30 protein-coding genes are annotated in these 24227 nt (G+C 62.1%); all 30 read right to left on the minus strand.

Annotated features, from left to right (window positions below):
• Nucleotides 1–9: 9 nt before the first annotated feature.
• Nucleotides 10–402, minus strand: coding sequence for a 30S ribosomal protein S11 (gene rpsK / locus ACVOLO_RS05520; protein WP_057629606.1), 393 nt, complete (start codon nucleotides 400–402; stop codon nucleotides 10–12).
• Between the two features lie 12 nt (nucleotides 403–414).
• A complete protein-coding gene (gene rpsM / locus ACVOLO_RS05525; protein ID WP_057629605.1) occupies nucleotides 415–771 on the minus strand; it encodes a 30S ribosomal protein S13 in 357 nt (118 codons plus the stop codon).
• A gap of 351 nt (nucleotides 772–1122) precedes the next feature.
• On the minus strand, nucleotides 1123–2478 hold the full coding sequence (gene secY / locus ACVOLO_RS05530) for a preprotein translocase subunit SecY (protein ID WP_481569274.1): 1356 nt from the start codon (nucleotides 2476–2478) through the stop codon (nucleotides 1123–1125).
• Nucleotides 2479–2485: 7 nt separating this feature from the next.
• Nucleotides 2486–2929, minus strand: a complete 444-nt coding sequence (gene rplO / locus ACVOLO_RS05535; protein WP_481569275.1) for a 50S ribosomal protein L15 — start codon at nucleotides 2927–2929, stop codon at nucleotides 2486–2488.
• 6 nt (nucleotides 2930–2935) lie between these two features.
• Nucleotides 2936–3127, minus strand: a complete 192-nt coding sequence (gene rpmD / locus ACVOLO_RS05540) for a 50S ribosomal protein L30 (RefSeq protein ID WP_481569276.1) — start codon at nucleotides 3125–3127, stop codon at nucleotides 2936–2938.
• Entirely contained in the window at nucleotides 3120–3662 is a 543-nt protein-coding gene (rpsE, locus tag ACVOLO_RS05545) for a 30S ribosomal protein S5 (RefSeq protein WP_481569277.1), read from the minus strand. The genes rpmD and rpsE overlap by 8 nt, the downstream gene beginning before the upstream one ends.
• Nucleotides 3663–3820: 158 nt before the next feature.
• Nucleotides 3821–4174 carry a 50S ribosomal protein L18 gene (rplR, locus tag ACVOLO_RS05550; protein ID WP_481569278.1) on the minus strand — a complete coding sequence of 118 codons (354 nt, stop codon included), beginning with the start codon at nucleotides 4172–4174 and terminating at the stop codon, nucleotides 3821–3823.
• 33 nt (nucleotides 4175–4207) lie between these two features.
• Nucleotides 4208–4735 carry a 50S ribosomal protein L6 gene (gene rplF / locus ACVOLO_RS05555; protein ID WP_481569279.1) on the minus strand — a complete coding sequence of 176 codons (528 nt, stop codon included), beginning with the start codon at nucleotides 4733–4735 and terminating at the stop codon, nucleotides 4208–4210.
• Nucleotides 4736–4750: 15 nt separating this feature from the next.
• The gene (gene rpsH / locus ACVOLO_RS05560; RefSeq protein ID WP_481569280.1) at nucleotides 4751–5149 is read right to left on the minus strand and encodes a 30S ribosomal protein S8; all 399 of its coding nucleotides are present in this window, start codon (nucleotides 5147–5149) and stop codon (nucleotides 4751–4753) included.
• 218 nt (nucleotides 5150–5367) lie between these two features.
• Nucleotides 5368–5673, minus strand: a complete 306-nt coding sequence (gene rpsN / locus ACVOLO_RS05565) for a 30S ribosomal protein S14 (RefSeq protein ID WP_481569281.1) — start codon at nucleotides 5671–5673, stop codon at nucleotides 5368–5370.
• A gap of 18 nt (nucleotides 5674–5691) precedes the next feature.
• Nucleotides 5692–6234 carry a 50S ribosomal protein L5 gene (rplE, locus tag ACVOLO_RS05570; protein WP_481569282.1) on the minus strand — a complete coding sequence of 181 codons (543 nt, stop codon included), beginning with the start codon at nucleotides 6232–6234 and terminating at the stop codon, nucleotides 5692–5694.
• Nucleotides 6235–6245: 11 nt separating this feature from the next.
• Nucleotides 6246–6563 carry a 50S ribosomal protein L24 gene (gene rplX, locus ACVOLO_RS05575; RefSeq protein ID WP_481569283.1) on the minus strand — a complete coding sequence of 106 codons (318 nt, stop codon included), beginning with the start codon at nucleotides 6561–6563 and terminating at the stop codon, nucleotides 6246–6248.
• A 16-nt stretch (nucleotides 6564–6579) separates the two neighbouring features.
• Entirely contained in the window at nucleotides 6580–6948 is a 369-nt protein-coding gene (gene rplN, locus ACVOLO_RS05580; RefSeq protein WP_019186153.1) for a 50S ribosomal protein L14, read from the minus strand.
• 13 nt (nucleotides 6949–6961) lie between these two features.
• Entirely contained in the window at nucleotides 6962–7231 is a 270-nt protein-coding gene (gene rpsQ / locus ACVOLO_RS05585; protein WP_481569284.1) for a 30S ribosomal protein S17, read from the minus strand.
• 11 nt (nucleotides 7232–7242) lie between these two features.
• Complete coding sequence (gene rpmC, locus ACVOLO_RS05590; RefSeq protein ID WP_054657204.1) at nucleotides 7243–7428, minus strand: 50S ribosomal protein L29; 186 nt, start codon at nucleotides 7426–7428, stop codon at nucleotides 7243–7245.
• Nucleotides 7428–7841 carry a 50S ribosomal protein L16 gene (gene rplP / locus ACVOLO_RS05595; RefSeq protein WP_481569285.1) on the minus strand — a complete coding sequence of 138 codons (414 nt, stop codon included), beginning with the start codon at nucleotides 7839–7841 and terminating at the stop codon, nucleotides 7428–7430. Before rplP ends, rpmC begins: the two co-directional genes overlap by 1 nt.
• Before the next feature lie 5 nt (nucleotides 7842–7846).
• The gene (gene rpsC, locus ACVOLO_RS05600; RefSeq protein ID WP_481569286.1) at nucleotides 7847–8581 is read right to left on the minus strand and encodes a 30S ribosomal protein S3; all 735 of its coding nucleotides are present in this window, start codon (nucleotides 8579–8581) and stop codon (nucleotides 7847–7849) included.
• 17 nt (nucleotides 8582–8598) lie between these two features.
• Nucleotides 8599–8934, minus strand: coding sequence for a 50S ribosomal protein L22 (gene rplV / locus ACVOLO_RS05605; RefSeq protein WP_481569287.1), 336 nt, complete (start codon nucleotides 8932–8934; stop codon nucleotides 8599–8601).
• Between the two features lie 12 nt (nucleotides 8935–8946).
• Nucleotides 8947–9216 carry a 30S ribosomal protein S19 gene (rpsS, locus tag ACVOLO_RS05610; protein ID WP_481569288.1) on the minus strand — a complete coding sequence of 90 codons (270 nt, stop codon included), beginning with the start codon at nucleotides 9214–9216 and terminating at the stop codon, nucleotides 8947–8949.
• 6 nt (nucleotides 9217–9222) lie between these two features.
• Nucleotides 9223–10050 (minus strand): 50S ribosomal protein L2, encoded by an 828-nt coding sequence (rplB, locus tag ACVOLO_RS05615; protein WP_232150676.1) that lies wholly within the window; start codon nucleotides 10048–10050, stop codon nucleotides 9223–9225.
• 10 nt (nucleotides 10051–10060) lie between these two features.
• Nucleotides 10061–10360 (minus strand): 50S ribosomal protein L23, encoded by a 300-nt coding sequence (rplW, locus tag ACVOLO_RS05620; protein WP_481569289.1) that lies wholly within the window; start codon nucleotides 10358–10360, stop codon nucleotides 10061–10063.
• Entirely contained in the window at nucleotides 10357–10962 is a 606-nt protein-coding gene (gene rplD, locus ACVOLO_RS05625; RefSeq protein ID WP_481569290.1) for a 50S ribosomal protein L4, read from the minus strand. Before rplD ends, rplW begins: the two co-directional genes overlap by 4 nt.
• A gap of 12 nt (nucleotides 10963–10974) precedes the next feature.
• Nucleotides 10975–11625 (minus strand): 50S ribosomal protein L3, encoded by a 651-nt coding sequence (gene rplC / locus ACVOLO_RS05630; RefSeq protein ID WP_481569291.1) that lies wholly within the window; start codon nucleotides 11623–11625, stop codon nucleotides 10975–10977.
• A gap of 11 nt (nucleotides 11626–11636) precedes the next feature.
• Nucleotides 11637–11948, minus strand: a complete 312-nt coding sequence (rpsJ, locus tag ACVOLO_RS05635) for a 30S ribosomal protein S10 (protein WP_010341589.1) — start codon at nucleotides 11946–11948, stop codon at nucleotides 11637–11639.
• A gap of 395 nt (nucleotides 11949–12343) precedes the next feature.
• The gene (locus ACVOLO_RS05640; protein WP_481569292.1) at nucleotides 12344–15094 is read right to left on the minus strand and encodes a M14 family metallopeptidase; all 2751 of its coding nucleotides are present in this window, start codon (nucleotides 15092–15094) and stop codon (nucleotides 12344–12346) included.
• Nucleotides 15095–15367: 273 nt separating this feature from the next.
• The gene (gene tuf / locus ACVOLO_RS05645; RefSeq protein ID WP_481569293.1) at nucleotides 15368–16558 is read right to left on the minus strand and encodes an elongation factor Tu; all 1191 of its coding nucleotides are present in this window, start codon (nucleotides 16556–16558) and stop codon (nucleotides 15368–15370) included.
• A gap of 51 nt (nucleotides 16559–16609) precedes the next feature.
• Nucleotides 16610–18751 (minus strand): elongation factor G, encoded by a 2142-nt coding sequence (gene fusA / locus ACVOLO_RS05650; protein ID WP_481569294.1) that lies wholly within the window; start codon nucleotides 18749–18751, stop codon nucleotides 16610–16612.
• A 136-nt stretch (nucleotides 18752–18887) separates the two neighbouring features.
• The gene (gene rpsG, locus ACVOLO_RS05655; RefSeq protein WP_313321353.1) at nucleotides 18888–19355 is read right to left on the minus strand and encodes a 30S ribosomal protein S7; all 468 of its coding nucleotides are present in this window, start codon (nucleotides 19353–19355) and stop codon (nucleotides 18888–18890) included.
• A 10-nt stretch (nucleotides 19356–19365) separates the two neighbouring features.
• On the minus strand, nucleotides 19366–19740 hold the full coding sequence (rpsL, locus tag ACVOLO_RS05660; RefSeq protein ID WP_004145320.1) for a 30S ribosomal protein S12: 375 nt from the start codon (nucleotides 19738–19740) through the stop codon (nucleotides 19366–19368).
• Nucleotides 19741–19965: 225 nt separating this feature from the next.
• Nucleotides 19966–24192 carry a DNA-directed RNA polymerase subunit beta' gene (rpoC, locus tag ACVOLO_RS05665; RefSeq protein WP_481569295.1) on the minus strand — a complete coding sequence of 1409 codons (4227 nt, stop codon included), beginning with the start codon at nucleotides 24190–24192 and terminating at the stop codon, nucleotides 19966–19968.
• Nucleotides 24193–24227 lie beyond the last annotated feature (35 nt).

Raw genomic sequence — 24227 nt, forward strand, 5'->3', positions numbered from 1 at the left:
ATCGCTCCTTTAGACGCGACGCTTCTTCGGCGGACGGCACCCGTTGTGCGGGATTGGCGTCACGTCGATGATGTTGGTGATCTTGTAGCCGACGTTGTTCAACGAACGTACGGCCGACTCACGGCCCGGACCCGGACCCTTGATGCGGACTTCCAGCGACTTCAGGCCGTAATCCAGCGCAGCCTTGCCAGCCTTTTCGGCAGCAACCTGAGCGGCGAACGGAGTCGACTTACGCGAGCCACGGAAACCGGCGCCACCGGAGGTCGCCCAGGACAGTGCATTGCCCTGACGGTCGGTGATGGTCACGATGGTGTTGTTGAACGAAGCGTGGACGTGGGCAACGCCATCAGTGATGACGCGCTTGATCTTCTTCTTGGTTTTTGCAGCAGCGGGCTTAGCCATTATCTAGGTCCCTTACTTCTTCAGAGCCTTGCGCGGACCCTTACGGGTACGAGCATTGGTCTTGGTGCGCTGACCACGCAGCGGGAGACCACGACGGTGACGCAGGCCGCGATAGCAGCCCAGGTCCATCAGGCGCTTGATGGCAATGCCGATTTCGCGACGCAGGTCGCCTTCAACGATGTACTTGCCCACTTCCAGGCGCAGACGATCGATTTCCGGCTCCGACAGATCGCGGATCTTGGTGGTCGAAGCAACGCCTGCGACTTCGCAGACCTTCTTCGAACGGGTACGGCCGATGCCGTAAATGCTTTGCAACCCGACCCAGACGTGCTTCTGGGCTGGCAGGTTGACGCCTGCAATACGCGCCATGACGCGGTTCTCCAGCTGAGTGATGGCCGAACACGCACCCTCTGGGCGCGCCAATCCGGCAGGATGGATCAAAAAAGTGAACTAGCGATACTAACAAGGTCTCGGTTTGCTTGTAAGTCCGTGGAACACAAGGTTCCATGGACCCGGCGTGGGGAGTGTGCCCATGCTCCGGCGCCGGATGTGCCTGGCAGGAAGGTTGCCCTTCGAGCCGCCCGCGCTACTCCCGCGCGGAACAACCACATCACACCCCCACCCGAAACCGCTGCGGGGACCGCCCTTCTGATTTGGAGGCCAGCCCCGGGTGCCGGGGCGGCCATTTCACGCAGTGAAGCGCGCAGTATAACGGGTGAATCAGCCGCGTGCAAAACCGCCGCGGTTGCCGCCCTTCAGGTTGGCCTTCTTGAGCAGGCTCTCGTACTGGTGCGACATCAGGTGCGCCTGGATCTGCGCAATGAAGTCCATCACCACCACCACCACGATCAGCAGCGAGGTGCCGCCGAAGTAGAAAGAGGCGTTGAGCTGCGTGCGCATGATTTCCGGCAACAGGCAGACAATGACCAGATAGACCGAGCCAGCCGCCGTCAAACGGGTCAACACGCCGTCAATGTACTCCGCGGTCGCCTTGCCTGGGCGGATGCCCGGGATCAGCGCACCCGACTTCTTCAGGTTGTCGGCGGTTTCCTGCGAATTGAACACCAGCGCGGTGTAGAAGAACGCAAAGCCGGAGATCAGGGCGGCGAACACGATCATGTGCAGCGGCTCACCCGGGCCCAGCGCATTGGCAACCTTCTGCAACCAGGTCGCCGAGCTGGCCTGGCCGGACCACATGGCCAGGGTCGCCGGGAAGGCCAGGATGCTGGAGGCAAAGATGGCCGGGATGACGCCCGCCATGTTCAGCTTCAGCGGCAGGAACGAGGTCTGGTTCATGTAGGCATTACGGCCACCCTGACGGCGGGCGTAATTGACCGTGATACGACGCTGGCCGCGCTCGACAAACACCACGAAGTAGGTGAAAGCCAGCACCACCAGGACGATGATCAGCAGCGAAATGAAGCTCAGCGTGTCGTTGCGATAAGCCTCCACGGTCTGGATCACCGCGGCCGGCAGGCCAGCAACAATGCCGGCAAAAATGATCAGCGATACACCGTTGCCGATGCCGCGCTCGGTAACCTGCTCACCTACCCACATCAGGAAGATGGTGCCTGCGGTCAGCGCGACCACGGCGGTGAACACAAACGCCATGCCAGGGTTGTACACCACGGCTGCACCGCCCGGCGACACCTGGTTCTGCAGCGCGAGCGCAATACTGCCGCCCTGCACCACCGCCAGGAGCACCGCGCCGATGCGCGAATACTGGGTGATCTTGCGCCGGCCCGACTCACCTTCCTTCTGCATCGCCTTGAGCGAAGGGAAGATGTGCACAGCCAACTGCATCACGATGGATGCCGAAATGTACGGCATCACGTTCAACGCGAAGATGCTGAAACGGTGCAGGGCGCCGCCCGAGAACATGTTGAACATGTCCACGATTCCGCCGCCCTGCGCCTGCATCAGCGCAAGCATGGCATCGGGATTGACGCCCGGCACCGGCACATAACAGCCGATGCGATAGACGAGCAATGCCCCGAGTACGAACAGAAGACGCTGGCGAAGTTCAGTGAACTTGCCCATCCCGCCCGCGAGGTTACCGATGCCAGCTTGCGCCATGTTCCGCTTACTCCTGTACGCTGCCGCCGGCAGCTTCGATCGCAGCCTTGGCGCCGGCAGTTGCCGAAACACCCTTCAGGGTGAACGCCTTGCTCAGCTCGCCCTTCAGGACGATCTTGGCCTTCTTGGCAGTCGACGGGACCAGCTTGGCAGCGCGCAGCGCTGCGAAGTCGATCTCGCCAGCTTCCAGACGATCCAGGTGGTAGGACAGCACTTCAGCGGTGTCCTTGCCCTTCATCGAATAGAAGCCGATCTTCGGCAGACGACGCTGCATCGGGGTCTGGCCGCCTTCGAAGCCAGCCTTGATCTTGCCGCCGCCCTTACGAGCGAACGAACCCTTGTGGCCGCGGCCGCAAGTCTTGCCCAGGCCGGAGCCGATACCGCGGCCGACGCGGGTGCGCTCGGTGCGGGCGCCCGGTGCCGGGCTCAGTTCATTGAGACGCAAAGTCATGATCGATTACTCCTCAACCCGGACGAGGTAGTGAACCTTGTTGATCAGGCCGCGAACCTGCGGGCTGTCCTTCAGTTCACGCACATCATTGAGCTTGTTCAGGCCCAGGGCACGCACCGACAGGCGGTGACGCGACTGGGTTCCACGCAGGCCACGCACCAGGCGCACCTTCACGGTCTTGTTGGACTCATTAGCCATGATTGAGATCCTCCACCTTCTTGCCGCGCTTGGCCGCAATGCGCGCCGGCGACTGTGCGCCTGCCAGGCCCTTCACGGTGGCACGCACCAGGTTGATCGGGTTACGCGAACCCACTGCCTTGGCCAGCACGTCCTTCACGCCAACGGCTTCCAGCACGGCACGCATGGCGCCGCCGGCGATCACGCCGGTACCTTCGGAAGCCGGCTGCATGAACACGCGAGCTGCACCGTGGCCATCCTTGATGGTGTGCCACAGGGTGCCGTTGTTCAGATCGACGGTGACCATGTTCTTGCGGGCCTGCTCCATCGACTTCTGGATGGCGACCGGCACTTCGCGCGCCTTGCCATAGCCGAAACCGACCTTGCCTTCGCCGTCGCCGACCACGGTCAGGGCGGTGAAGGTGAACTGGCGACCACCCTTGACGGTCTTGCTGACGCGGTTGACCGCGACCAGCTTCTCGATCATGCCGTCATCGACCTTCTCTTCGCGGTTACGGTCGCGATCGCGACCCCGCGACTGACGTTCTTCTGCCATGTTGATTCCTTGATTGATTGGGTATGTACGGCTCGGGGCCGCTTATGGTTGTGGAGTGACGCCTTGACCCACCAGCCACTGCAGAAGAATGGAAGGTGTCCGCCAGCAACCCCTGACGGCAGGAAGGAAGGAGCCCGAGGGCCCCTTCCCTTTTCAACTTAGAACTGCAGGCCGCCTTCGCGGGCTGCTTCGGCCAGGGCCTTGATGCGGCCGTGGTAGCGGTAACCGGAACGGTCGAAAGCGACCTTCTCGATACCGGCAGCCTTGGCGCGCTCGGCGATCATCTTGCCAACCTTGGCGGCGGCGTCGATGTTCTTGCCGTTCTTCAGGCCTTCCTTGATCTCGGCCTGGGCGGTGTTGGCAGCGGCCAGCACCTTGGAGCCGTCAGCGGTGAACACCTGCGCATACAGGTGCTGGCCGGTGCGCAGCACCGACAGGCGCGCAACACCCAGGGTGCGGATGTGCGAGCGGGTCGACTTGGCGCGACGCAGGCGGGCAATGTTCTTGTTCATGTTCTTTATCCTCGAAAGCTGAAAACCTAGGAATTAGGCCTTCTTGGCTTCCTTGCGAATGATGACTTCACCGGCGTACTTCACACCCTTGCCCTTGTAAGGCTCCGGCGGACGGAAACCGCGGATTTTGGCAGCGACTTCACCGACGACCTGCTTGTCGGCGCCCTGCACCAGAATTTCGGTCTGGGTCGGGGTCGACAGCGTGATGCCTTCCGGCGCCACGAACACGACAGGATGCGAGAAACCCAGCGACAGGTTCAGGTCCTTGCCCTGCATGGCAGCGCGGTAACCCACGCCGACCAGCTCCAGCTTCTTTTCGAAGCCTTCGGACACGCCCTGCACCATGTTGGCCAGGATCGAACGAACAGTGCCGGTCAGCGCGTCGAAGGAGATGTCCTTCGGGCTCAGCGTGGCAACGCCGTTGTCGAGAGTGATTTCAACGCCAGCGGCCTTGTTCAGCGACAGAGCGCCCTTCGGGCCCTTCACGCTCACAACTTCCGGCTGGATGGTCAGTTCAACGCCCTTGGGCAGGTTGATCGGCTTCTTGGCTACGCGGGACATAGTGGACTCCTTCCCTTAAGCCACAAAGCACAGGACTTCGCCGCCGACGCCCAACTGGCGCGCCTGCGCATCGGTCATGATGCCCTTGGAGGTGGAAATGATGGCAACGCCCAGGCCGTTGAGGACCTTCGGCAGATCGGACTTGCCACGGTACTGGCGCAGACCCGAACGCGAGAAGCGCTTCAGGGTTGCGATGACCGGCTTGCCCTCGAAGTACTTCAGGACGATTTCGAGCTCGGCCTTGTTGTTTTCCAGCTTGTTGACGCGCAGATCAGCGATGTAACCCTCGTCCTTCAGGACCTGGGCAATAGCCACCTTGATCTTGGACGACGGGGCTTTCACCGTCTGCTTGCCAACCGCGGCCGCATTCTTGATGCGTACCAGCAGGTCGGCGATGGGATCAGTCATGCTCATGAGAATACCTTTGAGTGCACCGATATCCGCTTTCGCGAAAATCTCGTGTTTTCCTGGGATGGGCCAGGGCCCTTACCACACCAGCCACCCGACTTTCGGGCAGGCAAGGAGCGGGATTATACGACAAAAAGTCCGACTTGCGTCGGACTCTTTGAATTGCCTTCAGGTTGCCCCGAAGGCCCCACGGACCGGGCCTTTCGGCCCGGCCGGGGTGATGCTTACCAGCTTGCCTTGCGCAGGCCCGGCACGTCGCCACGCATGGTGGCTTCGCGCAGCTTGTTGCGGCCGAGGCCGAACTTGCTGTACACGCCACGCGGACGACCCGACAGTTCGCAACGGTTGCGGTGGCGGCACGGCGACGAATCGCGCGGCAGCTTGGCCAGCTTGGTTGCAGCCTCGATCTTCTCTTCGTAGCTCGCGTCCACCGAGGACACGATCTTCTTCAGAGCTGCACGCTTTTCAGCGTACTTTTCGGCCAGCTTCTTCCGCTTGATGTCGCGGTTGACCATGGAGGTCTTTGCCATTTCGGTTTCCTCGACGTATCAGTTACGGAACGGGAACTTGAACGCTGCGAGCAGCGCCTTGGCTTCCGCGTCGGTCTTGGCGGTGGTGGTGATGGCGATATCCATGCCGCGGATCGCATCGACGGCGTCGAAGTCGATTTCCGGGAAGATGATCTGTTCCTTCACACCCATGTTGAAGTTGCCACGACCGTCGAACGAACGACCCGACACGCCGCGGAAGTCACGCACGCGCGGCAGCGAGATGTTGATCAGGCGATCCAGGAACTCAAACATGGTGTCACGACGCAGCGTGACCTTGCAGCCGATCGGCCAACCATCACGGATCTTGAACGAAGCCACCGAGACGCGCGACTTGGTGACCACCGGCTTCTGGCCGGTGATCTTGGTCATGTCGGCAACGGCGTTCTCAAGAACCTTCTTGTTGGTCGCAGCTTCGCCCACACCCATGTTCAGGGTGACCTTGACCAGGCGCGGCACTTCCATCGGATTGGTGTAGCCGAACTGCTTGGTCAGCGCCGGCACCACTTCTTCCTTGTAAAACTTTTCGAGACGGGAATTCATCAATTCATTCCTCAGGCGTCAAGCGCCTCACCGCTGGAGCGGAACACACGCAGTTTGCGTCCATCCTCCAGCACCTTGAAGCCAACGCGCTCACCCTTGCCCGTTGCCGGGTTCAGAACAGCCACGTTGGAGATATGGATCGAAGCTTCGCGCTCGACCACGCCGCCGGCGATACCTGCCTGCGGGTTCGGCTTGGTGTGGCGCTTGACGATGTTCACGTTGGCGACGACCACGCGGTCGCCGTCGACGCGGACGACTTCGCCCTGCTTGCCCTTGTCCTTGCCGGCGTTGACGACAACCTGGTCGCCCTTCTTGATACGGTTAGCCATGATTATCTCCTGGCGCTCACAGAACTTCGGGAGCGAGCGAGACGATCTTCATGAACTTCTCGGAACGAAGTTCACGGGTCACCGGCCCGAAGATGCGGGTGCCGATCGGCTCTTGCTTGTTGTTGAGCAGGACCGCGGCGTTGCCGTCGAAGCGGATCAGCGAGCCATCGGCGCGACGCACACCCTTGCGGGTACGCACCACGACGGCGTCATACACTTCACCCTTCTTGACCTTGCCGCGCGGGATTGCATCCTTGACGGTGACCTTGATGATGTCGCCGATGTGGGCATAACGGCGCTTGGAACCACCCAGCACCTTGATGCACATCAGTTCCTTCGCACCGGAATTGTCGGCGGCATCGAGGTAGCTCTGCATCTGGATCATGAGTCAGATCTCCTTATTCAGCCGCACGCGTGATGACTTCCACCACGCGCCAGTTCTTGGTCTTGGACATCGGAGCAATCTCAGTCACACGAACGACATCACCTTCCTTGCAGGCGTTGTCGGCGTCATGTGCGTGCAGCTTGGTCGAACGCTTGATGTACTTGCCGTACAGGGCGTGCTTGACCTGGCGCTCCACCAACACGGTGACCGTCTTGTCCATCTTGTTGCTGACGACGCGGCCTTCGACCGTGCGCAGCGTCTTGCTTGCGTTGTTTTCGCTCATAGCAGCCATCCTTACTTCGTGCTGCCGATCAGGTGCTTGACGCGAGCAATCTCGCGGCGCACCCGGCGGGTTTCGTGGGTCTTCGGCAGCTGGCCGGTGACCTGCTGCATACGGAGCGAGAACTGCTCCTTACGCAGGTCGGTCAGGTGGGCCTTGAGTTCGTCAGCCGACTTCTCGCGGAGTTGTTTGATGTCCATCAGCGCACCGTCCGGGTTACGAAAGTGGTGGTCACCGAGAGCTTGGCAGCGGCCAGGCGGAACGCCTCGCGTGCCACTTCCTCGGTAACGCCCTCGACTTCATAAATCATGCGGCCCGGCTGGATCTGCGCGACCCAGTACTCCACGCCACCCTTACCGGCACCCATTCGGACTTCGATGGGCTTCTTGGTGATGGGCTTGTCGGGGAACACGCGGATCCACATCTTGCCGCCGCGCTTGACGTAGCGGCTGATCGAGCGGCGAGCCGCTTCGATCTGACGCGCGGTCAGCTGGCCGTGAGCGGTTGCCTTCAGGCCGTACTCACCAAAGCTGACAGCATTTGCGCTCCAGCTCAGGCCGTCGTTACGACCCTTGAACATCTTGCGGAATTTGGTTCGCTTGGGTTGCAACATTGCCGTTACCTCGCTTCACGAGCCGGACGCGACGGACGGTCGCCACGGTCGCCGCGATCGTTACGATCGTTGCGCGGGCTGTCGTCCTGCTTTTCCTGGCCAACCTGGGAGAAATCAAAGACTTCGCCCTTGTAGATCCAGACCTTGATGCCGATGATGCCGTAGGTGGTGCTGGCTTCAGCGAAACCGTAGTCGATGTCGGCGCGCAGGGTGTGCAGCGGCACACGGCCTTCGCGGTACCACTCCGAACGGGCGATTTCTGCACCGTTCAAGCGGCCACCCACGTTGACCTTGATGCCCAGGGCACCCAGACGCATCGCGTTGCCGACCGAGCGCTTCATTGCGCGGCGGAACATGATGCGACGCTCCAGCTGCTGGGCAATGGACTCAGCAACCAGCTGTGCGTCCAGCTCAGGCTTGCGCACTTCGGTGACGTTGATGTGCGCCGGGACGCCCATCAGCTCACTAACTTCCTTGCGCAGCTTCTCGATGTCCTCACCACGCTTGCCGATCACCACGCCCGGACGGGCGGTGTGGATCGTCACGCGTGCGGTCTTAGCCGGACGCTCGATCAGGATCTTGCTGATGCCGGCCTGTGCAAGCTTCTTGCGCAGCATTTCGCGAACTTTCAGGTCGGCTGCCAGGTAACCAGCGAACTCGGCCTTGTTGGCGTACCACTTGGAGTTCCAATCCTTGGAAATACCGAGGCGGATACCAATCGGATGAACTTTATGACCCATGGTCTTTTCCTTTCCGCTTACTTGCCAGCCGCCACAACCACAGTGATGTGGCTGGTGCGCTTGAGGATGCGGGTACCGCGGCCTTTCGCCCGCGCCATGAAACGCTTCAGGGTCGGACCTTCATCAACCATGATGGTCTTGACCTTCAGCTCGTCGACGTCAGCGCCCTGGTTGTTTTCGGCATTTGCAATAGCCGACTCCACCACCTTCTTGATCAGGTGGGCAGCCTTCTTGTCCGAAAACTTCAACAGGTTGACCGCACGCTCGGCCGGAAGGCCACGGACCTGGTCAGCGACCAGACGTGCCTTCTGCGGGGAGATGCGCGCGGTGCGCAGGATTGCTTTCGCTTCCATTGTCATCTCTCCTTACTTGCCCGACTTCTTGTCGCCACCGTGACCCTTGAAGGTCCGGGTGACGGCAAATTCGCCGAGCTTGTGACCGACCATGTTCTCGTTGACGAGAACCGGAATGTGGTTCTTGCCGTTATGCACGGCAATGGTGATGCCAACCATTTCTGGCAGGATCATCGAACGGCGCGACCAGGTTTTGATCGGCTTCTTGCTGCCCGCAGCGGCCTCCACCTTCTTGACGAGGTGGTGATCGACGAACGGGCCCTTCTTGAGTGAACGTGCCATGGTCGATTAGCCCCTACGATCGCGGACGATGAACTGCTGAGTGCGCTTGTTATGGCGCGTCTTGTAACCCTTGGTCGGAACACCCCACGGGGTGACCGGATGCGGATTACCCTGGCCGGCCTTGGCCTCACCACCGCCGTGCGGATGGTCAACCGGGTTCATGGCCGCACCGCGGACGGTCGGCTTGACACCGCGCCAGCGCTTGGCGCCAGCCTTGCCGAGCTTCTCGAGGTTGTGCTCGTCGTTGCCGACTTCACCGATGGTGGCACGGCACTCGACCGGCACCTTGCGCATTTCACCCGAGCGCAGGCGCAGGGTGGCGTAGATGCCTTCACGAGCAACCAGCTGCACGGCTGCACCAGCAGCACGGGCAATCTGGGCGCCCTTGCCCGGCTTCAGCTCGATCCCGTGGACGGTGGTACCGACCGGGATGTTGCGCAGCGGGAGGGTGTTGCCGGTCTTGATCGGCGCGTGAGCACCGGAGATGACCTGGTCACCCGCCTTCAGGCCCTTCGGGGCGATGATGTAGCGGCGCTCGCCGTCGACGTAGCACAGCAGGGCGATATGGGCAGTGCGGTTCGGATCGTATTCGATACGTTCCACGCGTGCCGGAATGCCTTCCTTGTTGCGCTTGAAGTCGATCAGACGGTAGTGCTGCTTGTGACCACCACCCACGTGACGGGTAGTGATGCGGCCGTGGTGGTTACGACCACCGGACTTGCTCTGCGGCTCCAGCAACGCAGCATGCGGCGCGCCTTTGTGCAGATCAGGAGTGACCACGCGCACGGCCGAACGGCGGCCTGCGGAGGTGGGCTTGAATTTCATCAATGGCATGGGATGTACCTCAGGCCTTGGCCGTTACATCGATGGACTGGCCATCGGCGAGACGCACATACGCCTTGCGCCAATCGCCGCGGCGGCCGTTGCGGTTACGGAAGGACTTGTTCTTGCCCTTGACGTTCAGCACGTTGACCGACTCGACCTTGACGTCGAACAGCTGCTCAACCGCGGCCTTTACATCGGCCTTGGTGGCTTCGTTCGAGACTTCGAAGACGTATTGATTGGAGATTTCCTGCAGGCGCGCGGTCTTTTCAGAGACTCGCGGAGCGCGCAGCACGCTGAAGATTTTTTCGTTGCTGCTCATGCCAGCCACTCCTCGACCTTCTTGACCGCATCAGCGGTGATGACGACCGTGTCGGCACCCACCAGCGCAACCGGGTCCAGGCCCTGCACGTCACGCACCTGCACGTAAGGCAGATTGCGGGCCGACAGGTACAGGTGCTCGGAAGCCTCTTCGGTGACGATCAGCGGACGCTTGCCCACTTCCAGGCCAGCCAGCTTGCCGACCAGAGCCTTGGTGTTGGTCGCTTCGACATCAAACGATTCAACGATGGTCAGACGGCCCTGACGGTTCAGCTCGGACAGGATGGCGCACATGGCGGCGCGATACTGCTTGCGGTTGACCTTCTGATCGAAGCTGCGCGGCTTGGCCGCGAAGGTGACGCCACCACCGACGAAGATCGGAGCGGTCAGGGCACCGTGACGAGCGCCACCACCCTTCTGCTTCTTCGACTTCTTGGTGGTACCAGCCACTTCAGAACGTGTCTTCTGGGCCTTGGTGCCGGCGCGAGCGGCGTTGCGATAGGCAACGACGACCTGGTGAACCAGATCTTCGCTGAAATCGCGGCCGAACACGGCTTCGGAGACCGAGACCTTGTTGTTGCTACCCGTGATAACGAGTTCCATCGTCATCTCTCCTTATGCCTTGCTAGCCGGACGCACGATCACGTCACCACCAGCTGCGCCAGGCACGGCACCGCGGATGGCAATCAGACCACGCTCGACGTCGACCTTGACCACTTCCAGGTTCTGCGTGCTCTGCTGCACAGCACCCATGTGGCCGGACATCTTCTTGCCCGGGAAAACGCGACCCGGGGTCTGGCGCTGACCCAGCGAACCCGGCGCGCGATGCGACAGCGAGTTACCGTGGGTTGCATCGCCCATGCGGAAGTTGTGGCGCTTGATGGTGCCCTGGAAGCCCTTACCCTTGGTGACACCCTGGACGTCAACCTTCTGGCCGACTTCAAAGATGTCCGCCTTGACTTCGCCACCGACGGCGAAATCGCCGACCTGTGCGTCTTCAACGCGGAACTCCCACAGGCCACGACCGGCTTCGACCTTCGCCTTGGCGAAGTGGCCGGCTTCCGGCTTGTTGACCAGTGCAGCGCGACGGGCGCCGACGGTCACCTGCACGGCGCTGTAGCCGTCGGTTTCGACGGTCTTGATCTGCGCGATGCGGTTCGGGGTGGCTTCAATCAGGGTCACCGGGATGGACTGGCCATCTTCAGTGAAAACGCGGCTCATGCCGGCCTTGCGGCCCACGAAGCCCAACGAATATTTCTTCGTCATGGTCGTAGTCCTCAGGTCAACTTGATCTGAACGTCAACGCCGGCAGCCAGTTCGAGCTTCATCAGCGCGTCCACGGTCTTGTCGTTGGGGTCGACGATATCGAGCACGCGCTTGTGCGTGCGGGTCTCGTACTGGTCACGCGCGTCCTTGTCGACGTGCGGGGAGACGAGAATGGTGTAACGCTCGATCTTGGTTGGCAGCGGGATCGGGCCACGCACTTGCGCGCCGGTCCGCTTGGCCGTTTCAACGATCTCGCTGGCCGAACGGTCGATCAAACGATGATCGAACGCCTTCAACCGAATCCGGATCTTTTGGTCCGCCATGACGGTGTTCCTATAGGTCTAAAGAGCGACAGGCCTGGCCTCTGTGTGTGCCAGACCCCATGAAAACGACGGTCGGCGCGCGAGCACCTCCCGTCAACGAGAATCCCTTCAAAACAGCAAGGCGGCCCGGTTCCCCGGCCCGCCCCAGACATGCTCAAACGCGCAGAAACCACCCCGATACCCTGGAGTGACCCACGCGACCTGTCCTTGTCTGGCGAATACGAGGTGCGTCCTGCTCCTCCTTTCGCTGGTTGCGGAAGACACGATGAACGTGACCTCCGCGAGTGGTCGTGCATTCTGTCAGTATTTTCCAGCCCATGCAAGTCGGCGCCCAGCGGGGTCACCAACGCTTCAGCTTCGGGCAGGCCCGGCGGGCCTGCCACAGGGGAGCCACCCTACTCCGGCGCGCCTGCCCCCACCGCTTCGGCCCGCAGCAGGCTGTTGAACAGCAGCTTGAACGACGCGTGGGTCTGCGACCGGAAGGTAATGTCCGTGCCGAAAAACGCCAGGCGGCCTGCGCCGACATCAGCCTCGGCCGCCAGCACCCCACCCTGCAGGTGCTCCTGGCCCCAGGCCCAGCCGCTGCGCAGCGGCGTCGCCGAGTCGAAATGCAGTAGCGGGCGGATGTCAGCCCGGCCCGCCGGCAGATCGAATACCGGCGCATTATCCCAGCGGCCATCGGAGAAATACACATCCAACTGCCCGGGAAGCCCCCAATTCACCGAACTTCCCTTGTCCACCGCCACCTGCAACACACTGCCCGGAATGTAGTACTCGCGCTGGCTCAACGGCTCGGAACGCCCTTCCGCCCCTGCCTTGCGCAGATGGCTGGACACCGGCAGCCCCAGCGCGAGCGCCAGACCACTGGACGAGCCAGTGGCCACCACATGCCCTCCCTTGTGCAGGAAGTCACGCAGCACCTGCGTGGCAGCCTCGTCCTCCAGTTCGCCAAGCAACCCATGGAACTCCGCCGGAATTCCGGCTGCGGCCGGCGATGCCGGCGTGCGGCCGGCCTTGCCCTCGATGGCCAATGCCTCCGGCAACGGCAACGCACCACTGGGCAACAGCAGCACGTCAAAACGCTCATGCAGATTGCCGGCGAGTATCTGCTGCGGATACACCACTTCGTAATCGAAGCCGAAGTTCTCCAGCACCAATCGCGTCCACCCGGACACCATCGAACCGCCATAGCGGTCCCACAAGCCGATGCGCGGCGCACGAATCGACGCGCCGTCAGCACTGGCGCCCTTCCCCGCCACAGCTGCAACCACGCCGGTTTCATGCAACGCCGCGATCAACGCCGTGCGATTGTCCGGCGCGATGAAGTAAGCACCGTCCTGCGACGGCAGACGCTGCACAGCCACACCCGCCTTCAACAGGCGATTGACCACGATCACCGCATTATTGATCCGCGCATCCAGCACCCAGCCCGTGTCCGATGCCGGCACCGCGGCATCGGCAGGCACCTGCAGCACGCCAACCGCCAAGGACTCGAACGGCCCCTGGAAATCCTCCCGCACACGATCGAACGCCACACCCATCTGCAAGGCCAGCGTCCAGCCCGCCGAGTCGTAAGGCGCGATCGGCGGCCCACCCGGATATTCGAAATCATGCGGATGATCCTGCGGCTCGAACATGTCGCGCACATGCGGACGGAACGCCTGGTCCGCGCGCACCACGAACGAGCCCGCCGGGTACGCCTTGCCGCTCACCTTGAAATCCGCACGGGCGCGCTGCACTTCGACACCCGCCAGCTGCAGCGCATTGATGAAGGCCACCGCGGTCGGCAGGTCCGCCTGATTGGCAGGAATGACATAGCCGCGCGCATCCCGCTGGTCCGGGCGCTGCAACAGGGCCGCTACCTGCGCCTGCGTCAGTTCGCTGGACTTACCCTTGGATGCGGCCTTGGCCTGTTCCGCAGCGCCACTCAGCGCCGCCGGGCTCGCCGTCCAACTATCGCGACTGCCGCGCTCAATGGAGTTGCGCCCCATGCGATAGATGTTCCACAGCAACTGCTCGCGGTTGCGCGAGGCGTAATCCAACAGCGCCCAGTTCGCGGTGAGGCTGTAGTCGATGGACTGGCGGAAATGCCAAGTCTGCGCCGCCACCGGCGCCGGCAGGTTGCTGTCCGGCAGCTGCCGCTCCGGCAGGAACGGGATCTGCATCGGCGTCGGGTTGCCGGTGATCTCGGTCAGCACGCCCAGCATGTTGTGGAAGTACGGCATGGTGCGCAGGCCGCCATTCCACCACGTCGAATACACGCTACCGCCCTTGGACACCGCACCGGGCTTGTTCTCCTGCAGGTAGCGCAGGTTCATCGCCGCGCCCAGCGCCTCCAGCCCGACCGGGATCATCGCGTCGATGTTGTAGTTGTACGGATCGCGATACGGCGGAATCACAATGACCGTGCCCTTGGGCGAGGTCTGGTGATGGTTGTAGACAATCTGCGGGTACCAGCGGGTGTACATCGCCAGGTTGAGATTGCGCGTCTCCTGCAGCGCCGCCATGTAGAAATCGCGGTTGTTGTCGTGCCCTGCGTACTTTTGGTAAAGACGCGGCGGCTTGTCGAGCACGCGCTTGGCCGGCACCGGCTCGCGCATGTACCAATCCGAATACAACTCCTGGCCGTCCGGGTTGGCATGTACCAGCAGCACGATGGTGTCGTCGAGGATGCGCCGGGTTTCAGCATCATCGCGGCTGGCCAATTGCCACACCGTCTCGATCAGCTGGTGCGCGCCGACGGTTTCATTGGCATGCAGGCCGCCGTCAATCCACACCACTGCCTTGCCCTTCGCAGCCAACGCACGCGCCGCCGCATCATCATCACGCGCCCGCGCAAGGCGCTCGGAAACCTGGCGGTATTCCTCAAGCCGTGCCAGGTTGGCCGGCGAGGACGCCACCAGCATCAGCTGCGCGCGCCCTTCCGACGTCCTGCCCAGTTCCACCAGTTGGAAACGGTCGGACGTGGCTGCAACCTGCCGGAAATACGCCTCGGTCTGCGTGTAGTTGGCGAGCATGTAGTCATCGCCGATATCAAAGCCAAAGTGCGACTTCGGCGACGGCACCGCCGCCTGCAACGGCCCCACTCCGACAGCGATCAGCAATGCCACGCAGGCGCACTGCCGCAATCTCTTGAACTCAATCATTACCCGCTCCCTTGCTTGCCCGGCGCCCTCACGCCACGACCGAGTGTATCCACGCATCGTTCGTCCAGCGCACGACACCCCATCAAGCATGACGGGCCACGGCGTGTGTTCCGCCACTGGAAACATTGAACGGACAGATCCAGCAAGGCTGGCCGAAACAACCGATCAAACACGGCGAGCAAATGCGCCTGGCAAGTTCCGGCAAACAAAAAAAGGGTGACCCAAGGGCCACCCTTTTCTCAACACCTTGCTTCCGGAGGAAGCGCGGCGTAATTACGCGATGATCTTGGAAACGACACCGGCGCCGACGGTACGACCGCCTTCACGGATGGCGAAGCGCAGACCTTCGTCCATTGCCACCGGGTTGATCAGGGTGACAGCCATCTTCACGTTGTCGCCCGGCATCACCATCTCAACGCCTTCCGGCAGCTCAACCGCACCCGTGATGTCGGTGGTACGGAAGTAGAACTGCGGACGGTAGCCCTTGAAGAACGGGGTGTGACGGCCGCCCTCGTCCTTCGACAGCACGTACACTTCGGCGTCGAACTGGGTGTGCGGCTTGATCGAACCCGGCTTGGCCAGCACCTGGCCACGCTCGACGTCGTCACGCTTGGTGCCGCGCAGCAGCAGACCGGCGTTGTCACCTGCCTGACCCTGGTCCAGCAGCTTGCGGAACATTTCCACGCCGGTGACGGTGGTCTTCTGGACCGGACGGATACCGACGATTTCGATTTCTTCGCCGACCTTGATCACGCCGCGCTCGATACGGCCGGTCACCACGGTGCCGCGGCCCGAGATCGAGAACACGTCTTCCACCGGCATCAGGAACGGCTTGTCCACGTCGCGCTCCGGCGTCGGGATCCAGCTGTCCAGGGCGTCGACCAGCTTCAGGATGGCCGGCACGCCGATTTCGCTCTGGTCGCCTTCCAGCGCCATGCGAGCCGAGCCCGAGATGATCGGGGTGTCGTCGCCCGGGAAGTCGTACTTGCTCAGCAGCTCGCGGACTTCCATTTCAACCAGTTCCAGCAGCTCGGCGTCGTCCACCATGTCGGCCTTGTTCAGGAACACGACGATGTACGGCACGCCGACCTGACGCGACAGCAGGATGTGCTCACGGGTCTGCGGCATCGGGCCGTCAGCGGCCGAGCACACCAGGATCGCGCCGTCCATCTGCGCAGCGCCGGTGATCATGTTCTTGACGTAGTCAGCATGGCCCGGGCAATCCACGTGGGCGTAGTGACGGGTGTCGGATTCGTACTCAACGTGTGCGGTCGAGATCGTGATACCACGCGCCTTTTCTTCCGGCGCGGCGTCGATCGAGGAGTAATCCTTGAACTCGCCACCGAAGCGCTCGGCACCGATCTTGGTCAGTGCGGCGGTCAGCGTGGTCTTGCCATGGTCAACGTGGCCGATGGTGCCGACGTTGACGTGCGGCTTGGTGCGTTCGAACTTACCCTTGGACATTTTGATTCCTTGATTAGCTGAAATTTGATTGGAGGACCTGAGTCAGATGACTCAGGCCTTCTTGATGACGGTGTCGGCGATGTTGTTCGGCGCCGGCTCGTAGTGGTCGAACTCCATCGTGAAGGTTGCGCGACCCTGGGTCTGCGAACGCAGCGCGGTGGCGTAACCAAACATTTCGCCCAGCGGGATCATCGCATTGATGATGCTGGCCGAGCCGTCACCCGTGGTGCCCGAACCCTGCAGAACGCCACGACGGCGGCTGACGTCGCCCATCACGTCACCCTGGTAGTCTTCCGGGGTCACGATCTCGACCTTCATGATCGGCTCCAGCAGCACCGGCTTGGCCTTGGCGAAGCCCTGCTTGAAGGCCATCGACGAGGCGAGCTTGAACGCCATTTCCGACGAGTCAACGTCATGGTAGGAGCCGAACACCAGCTTCACCTTGACGTCCACCACCGGGAAGCCAGCCAGCGGACCGCTGGTGATGGTTTCGCGCAGGCCCTTTTCCACGGAAGGAATGAATTCCTTCGGGATCACGCCGCCGGTGATTTCGTTGAGGAACAGGAAGTCGTCCTTGATCATCGGACCGATCTTCGGATCAGCGCGGTCTTCAGCGGTGATCGGCGACAGCTCGATCACAACGTGACCGTACTGCCCCTTACCACCGGACTGCTTGGCGTGCTTGTAGTCCGACTTGACGTCAGCGGCCTGGATGGTTTCGCGGTAGGCCACCTGCGGCTTGCCGACGTTGGCTTCAACGCTGAACTCGCGCTTGAGGCGGTCAACGATGATGTCCAGGTGCAGCTCGCCCATGCCCGAAATGATGGTCTGGCCGGATTCTTCGTCGGTCTTGACGCGGAACGACGGATCTTCCTGTGCCAGGCGACCCAGTGCCAGACCCATTTTTTCCTGGTCCGACTTGGTCTTGGGCTCGACAGCCATCGAGATCACCGGCTCCGGGAAGGTCATGCGCTCGAGCACGATCGGTGCATCGACAGCGCACAGCGTGTCACCCGTGGTGGTGTCCTTCAGGCCCACCGCAGCGGCGATGTCACCGGCCAGCACTTCCTTGATTTCTTCACGGTTGTTGGAGTGCATCTGCAGGATGCGGCCGATGCGCTCCTTCTTGCCCTTCACCGAGTTCAGCACGGTGTCGCCACCGTTCAGCACGCCGGAATAGACGCGGAAGAAGGTCAGCGCGCCGACGAACGGGTCGGTGATGATCTTGAACGCCAGTGCCGAGAACGGAGCCTTGTCATCGGACTTGCGGCTCATTTCGACGGCGTCGTCATCAACGTCCGTACCCTTCACGTCAGGCACGTCCACCGGCGACGGCAGCAGCTGCACCACGCCGTCCAGCATGGCCTGCACGCCCTTGTTCTTGAACGCCGAGCCGCAGTACATCGGCACGATTTCCACGGCCAGGGTACGGGTACGCAGCGCTTCGATGATTTCGCCCTCGGCCAGCTCTTCGCCGCCCAGGTACTTTTCCATCAGCTCTTCGCTGGCTTCAGCCGCGGTTTCGATCATGAAGGTGCGCGCTTCTTCAGCAGCATCCTGCATGTCGGCCGGGATTTCGCCGTACTCGAACTTCATGCCCTGCGAAGCCTCATCCCAATGGATGGCCTTCATCTTGATCAGGTCGACCACGCCCTTGAAGCCTTCCTCAGCACCGATCGGCAACTGCATCGGCACGGCGACGGCGCCGAGCTTGGCCTTGAGCTGGTCACGGACCTTCAGGAAGTTGGCGCCGGTGCGATCCATCTTGTTGACGAACGCGATGCGCGGCACGTGGTACTTGTTGGCCTGGCGCCACACGGTCTCCGACTGCGGCTGCACGCCGCCCACGGCGCACAGCACGAACACCGCGCCGTCGAGCACGCGCAGCGAACGCTCCACTTCGATGGTGAAGTCAACGTGCCCGGGGGTGTCGATGATGTTGAAGCGATGCTCCGGCAGGGACTTGTCCATGCCCTTCCAGAACGCGGTGGTCGCAGCGGACTGGATCGTGATGCCACGTTCCTGTTCCTGCTCCATCCAGTCCATGGTGGCGGAGCCATCGTGCGTCTCGCCCAGCTTATGGTTCTTGCCGGTGTAGAACAGGATGCGCTCGGACGTAGTGGTCTTGCCTGCATCGATGTGAGCCATGATGCCGAAGTTGCGGTAACGCTCGATGGGAGTGTTGCGGGCCACGGGGAGCCTCTCAATTTCTTGGAATTCGGATGGCCGAACGCCGCCTTGCGGCGGCCTTCGGGTTTAAGCAGCGCTCAAAGCGCTACAAGCAGCACCAAATGGGTGCCAGGGGCCCAGTTTGCAAGGCCCCCATAACTCACCAGCGGTAGTGAGCGAAGGCCTTGTTCGCTTCCGCCATACGGTGGGTTTCTTCGCGCTTCTTGATGGCGCCGCCACGGTTTTCCGAGGCGTCCAGCAGTTCAGCAGCCAGCTTGCGCGGCATGGTGTTCTCACCACGCTTGCGGGCCGAGTCGATCAGCCAACGCATTGCCAGCGCCATCTTGCGCGAAGCACGCACTTCGACCGGCACCTGGTAGGTGGCACCACCGACGCGGCGCGACTTCACTTCGACACCCGGAGCAACGTTGTCCAGTGCCTTCTGCACCAGCTCGATTGCGTTCGGGTTCTTTTCGCTGATCACGTCCATGGCGCCATAGACGATCTTTTCAGCAACGGACTTCTTGCCGCTCAGCATCACCATGTTGATGAAACGGGCGATGGTTTCGCTTCCGTGCTTGGGATCGGGCAGGACCGAACGCTGCGGAGTATTACCTTTACGTGACATGTCTTACTCCTTAGGCCTTCGGACGCTTGGCGCCGTACTTGGAACGCGCCTGACGGCGCTTGGCAACGCCAGCGGCGTCGAGCGAGCCACGGACGGTGTGGTAACGCACACCCGGCAGATCCTTCACACGGCCGCCGCGGATCAGGACCACGGAGTGCTCCTGCAGGTTGTGGCCTTCACCACCGATGTAGCTGATGACCTCTTCCTGGTTCGTCAGGCGCACCTTGGCGACCTTACGCAGGGCCGAGTTCGGCTTCTTCGGGGTGGTGGTGTAAACGCGCGTGCAGACGCCACGGCGCTGCGGGCACTTGTCGAGCGCCGGCGAGGCACTCTTGTAGGTGGTCGCTTGCCGCGGCTTGCGTACCAGCTGGTTGATCGTCGCCATCAGTAGGTTCTTCTGATTGGGGCCGTAAAAACGGCCAAGGATGCGGAAAATGTAAAGCAGGCCAAATTTTTGGCCTGCTGAGACAGACGATTGTAGCAACCCGCAGAAAGTGCAGTCAAACGCACTCCCTTCAGGCCAGCCCTGATCCCGGGCTGTTACAGGGGGGCCTCCATGTACCCCGTTCAGGTTGAACTGCCGGCCCCGGAGGGCCGGCGATTCTCGCTATTACTCTTCGCCGCCGGCAGCCTGTTCAGCTTCCGGTGCCGAAACTTCAGCTTCCACCACCGCTGCAGAACCGGACAGGGTCTGCAGTTCCGAGTCGGTCAGACCCGAAGCACCACGGCGGCGCTGGGCATGGTACGCCAAGCCGGTGCCGGCCGGAATCAGACGGCCGACGATCACGTTTTCCTTCAGGCCGCGCAGGTTGTCCGAGGTGCCGCGCACGGCAGCTTCGGTCAGCACGCGGGTGGTTTCCTGGAAGGACGCCGCCGAGATGAACGATTCGGTCGCCAGCGATGCCTTGGTGATACCCAGCAGCACCGGATCGAACTGGGCCGGCAGCTCGTTGCGCGCAACCAACTTGGCGTTCTCCTCGATGACGCGCTGGCGCTCGGCCTGCTCACCGTTGAGGAACTTGCTGCTGCCCTGGTCGGTGATTTCCACCTTGCGGAGCATCTGGCGCGAGATCACTTCAATGTGCTTGTCGTTGATCTTCACGCCCTGCAGGCGGTACACGTCCTGGATTTCCTTGACCAGGTAACGTGCCAGCTCTTCCACGCCCTTCAGGCGCAGGATGTCCTGCGGGCTCGGCTCGCCGTCCACCACGGTTTCACCGCGGGTCACGTGCTCACCTTCGAACACGATGATCTGGCGGTACTTCGGAATCAGCTCTTCGTGCTCGGAACCATCGGTGTCCTTGATGATCAGGCGCTGCTTGCCCTTGGTGTCCTTGCCGAAGCTGACGATGCCCGAACGCTCGGCCAGGATCGCCGGATCCTTCGGCTTGCGCGCTTCGAACAAGTCGGCAACGCGCGGCAGACCGCCGGTGATGTCGCGGGTCTTCGACGCTTCCTGCGGAATCTTGGCGACAACGTCACCCACGCCCACCGGGGCGCCGTCCTGCAGGTTGACGATCGAGCGCGGCGGCAGCAGGTACTGTGCCGGCAGGTCGGTGCCCGGGATGGTCAGGTCATTGCCCTTGCCATCGACGATGCGGACCAGCGGACGCAGATCCTTGGCCTGCGAGCCACGACGCTTCGGATCGGTGATTTCACGCGATGCCAGGCCGGTCAGTTCGTCGGTCTTCTCGATGACGGTGACGCCGTCGATGAAGTCGATGAAGCGCACGAAGCCTGCCACTTCCGAAACGATCGGGTGGTTATGCGGATCCCAGTTGGCCACGGTCTGGCCAGCCTTGATCTCGGCAGCGTCCTTGACGGTGATGGTGGCACCGTACGGCAGCTTGTAGCGCTCACGCTCGCGGCCGTGCGGATCGAGCACGGAGATTTCACCCGAGCGCGACACCGCCACCAGCGAACCGTTGGCGTGCTCGACGTGCTTGAGGTTGGAGAACTTCACCGAGCCGGTGGTCTTGACGGTGATGTTGTCCACCGCAGCCGCACGCGACGCCGCACCACCGATGTGGAACGTACGCATGGTCAGCTGGGTACCCGGCTCACCGATCGACTGTGCAGCGATGACGCCCACTGCTTCACCGATGTTGACGATGTGGCCACGCGCCAGGTCACGACCGTAGCACTGGCTGCACACGCCGAAGGACGAGGCACAGGTGATGGTCGAGCGGACCTTGATGGACTGCACGCCCGCTTCTTCCAGCTTGTTCACCCACTGCTCGTCGAGCAGCGTGTTGCGGGTGACGATCGGATCTTCGTCGTTGCCCGGCAGGAACACGTCCTCGGCCACGACGCGGCCCAGCACGCGGTCCTTCAGCGGTTCCACAACGTCGCCGCCTTCCACGATCGGAATCATGGTCAGGCCTTCGTTGGTGCCGCAGTCGACCTCGGTGATCACCACGTCCTGCGCCACGTCAACCAGACGACGGGTCAGGTAACCCGAGTTCGCCGTCTTCAACGCGGTATCGGCCAGACCCTTACGGGCACCGTGGGTGGAGTTGAAGTACTCCTGCACGTTCAGGCCTTCACGGAAGTTCGCCTTGATGGGCGTCTCGATGATCGAGCCGTCCGGACGCGCCATCAGGCCGCGCATACCGGCCAGCTGACGGATCTGCGCCTGGCTACCACGGGCACCGGAGTCGGCCATGATGTACAGCGAGTTCATCGACTTCTGGTCGACGATCTTGCCGTCGGAACCTTCGACCTTCTCGGTACCAATGGTTTCCATCATCGCCTTGGCAATGCGCTCATTGGTGCGCGACCAGATGTCGACCACCTTGTTGTAGCGCTCGCCCGCGGTGACCAGACCGGACTGGTACTGCTCCTGGATTTCCAGCACTTCGGCTTCAGCTTCGCCCAGGATGCCCTTCTTCTCCGACGGGATCAGCATGTCGTCGATACCGATCGACACGCCGGCGCGGGTTGCATAGGCATAGCCGGTGTACATCAGCTTGTCGGCGAACACCACGGTGTCCTTCAGGCCAAGCAGGCGGTAGCTCTGGTTGATCAGGCGCGAGATGTTCTTCTTGGTCATCTCGGTGTTGCACAGCTCGAACGGCAGGCCTTCGGGCATGATCTCGCTCAGCAGCGCACGGCCAACGGTCGTGTCCTGGATCGAGGTCCTGCTGACCTTGTTGCCTTCTTCGTCGCGCTCAACGTGCGTGATACGCACCTTGACCTGTGCGTGCAGCTCGACCAGACGGTTGTCGTAGGCCCGCTTCACTTCGTTGGTGTTGGCGAAGATCATGCCCTCGCCCTTCTTGTTCACCAGCGAGCGGCTCATGTAGTACAGGCCCAGCACCACGTCCTGCGACGGCACGATGATCGGCTCGCCGTTGGCCGGCGACAGGATGTTGTTGGTGGACATCATCAGCGCACGCGCTTCCAGCTGGGCTTCCAGCGAGAGCGGCACGTGGACGGCCATCTGGTCACCGTCGAAGTCGGCGTTGAACGCAGTACACACCAGCGGATGCAGCTGGATGGCCTTGCCTTCGATCAACAGCGGCTCGAACGCCTGGATGCCCAGACGGTGCAGGGTCGGCGCACGGTTCAGCAGCACCGGATGCTCACGGATGACTTCTTCCAGGACGTCCCAGACTTCGCCTTCTTCGCGCTCGACCAGCTTCTTGGCCGCCTTGATGGTGGTGGCCAGGCCGCGACGCTGCAGCTTGGCGAACACGAACGGCTTGAACAGCTCCAGCGCCATCTTCTTCGGCAGGCCGCACTGGTGCAGCTTCAGGTACGGACCGACGGTGATCACCGAACGGCCCGAGTAGTCGACGCGCTTGCCCAGCAGGTTCTGACGGAAGCGACCCTGCTTGCCCTTGATCATGTCGGCCAGCGACTTGAGCGGACGCTTGTTGGTGCCGGTGATGGCACGGCCGCGACGGCCGTTGTCCAACAGGGCGTCAACCGATTCCTGCAGCATGCGCTTTTCGTTGCGCACGATGATGTCCGGAGCGTTGAGCTCCAGCAGGCGGCGCAGACGGTTGTTGCGGTTGATGACGCGGCGGTACAGGTCGTTCAGGTCGGAGGTCGCGAAGCGGCCACCGTCCAGCGGCACCAGCGGGCGCAGATCCGGCGGCAGCACCGGCAGCACGGTCATCACCATCCACTCCGGGCGGTTGCCCGACTCGAGGAAGGCTTCGACCAGCTTGATGCGCTTGGTCAGACGCTTGAGCTTGGTTTCCGAACCCGTGGAGGCGATTTCCTCCTTGAGCTTCACCATTTCGGCCTGCAGGTCGATGGTGCGCAGCAGTTCGTAGACGGCTTCGGCGCCCATGGCGGCGTCGAAGTCATCGCCGTGTTCCTGGCGGGCCTGCAGGTACTGTTCTTCGGTCAACAGCTGGCGGCGCTCCAGGGCGGTCAGGCCCGGCTCGGTCACCACGTAGGCTTCGAAGTACAGCACGCGCTCGATGTCGCGCAGGGTCATGTCCAGCATCAGGCCGATGCGCGACGGCAGCGACTTGAGGAACCAGATGTGCGCGACCGGCGATGCCAGGTCGATGTGCGCCATGCGCTCACGACGCACCTTGGCCAGGGTCACTTCGGTGCCGCACTTTTCGCAGACCACACCGCGGTGCTTCATGCGCTTGTACTTTCCGCACAGGCACTCGTAGTCCTTGACCGGCCCGAAGATGGCGGCGCAGAACAGGCCGTCACGCTCCGGCTTGAAGGTACGGTAGTTGATGGTTTCCGGCTTCTTCACTTCGCCGAAGGACCACGAACGGATCAGGTCCGGCGAGGCCAGCGCGATCTTGATCGCGTCGAAGTCCAGCGTCTGGCGCTGCTGGTTGAAGAGGTTGAGCAGGTCTTTCATGTTCTTCTCCGGGATTCGGAATTCGAGATTGGGGA

The organism is Stenotrophomonas sp. STEN056 (assembly GCF_056759635.1).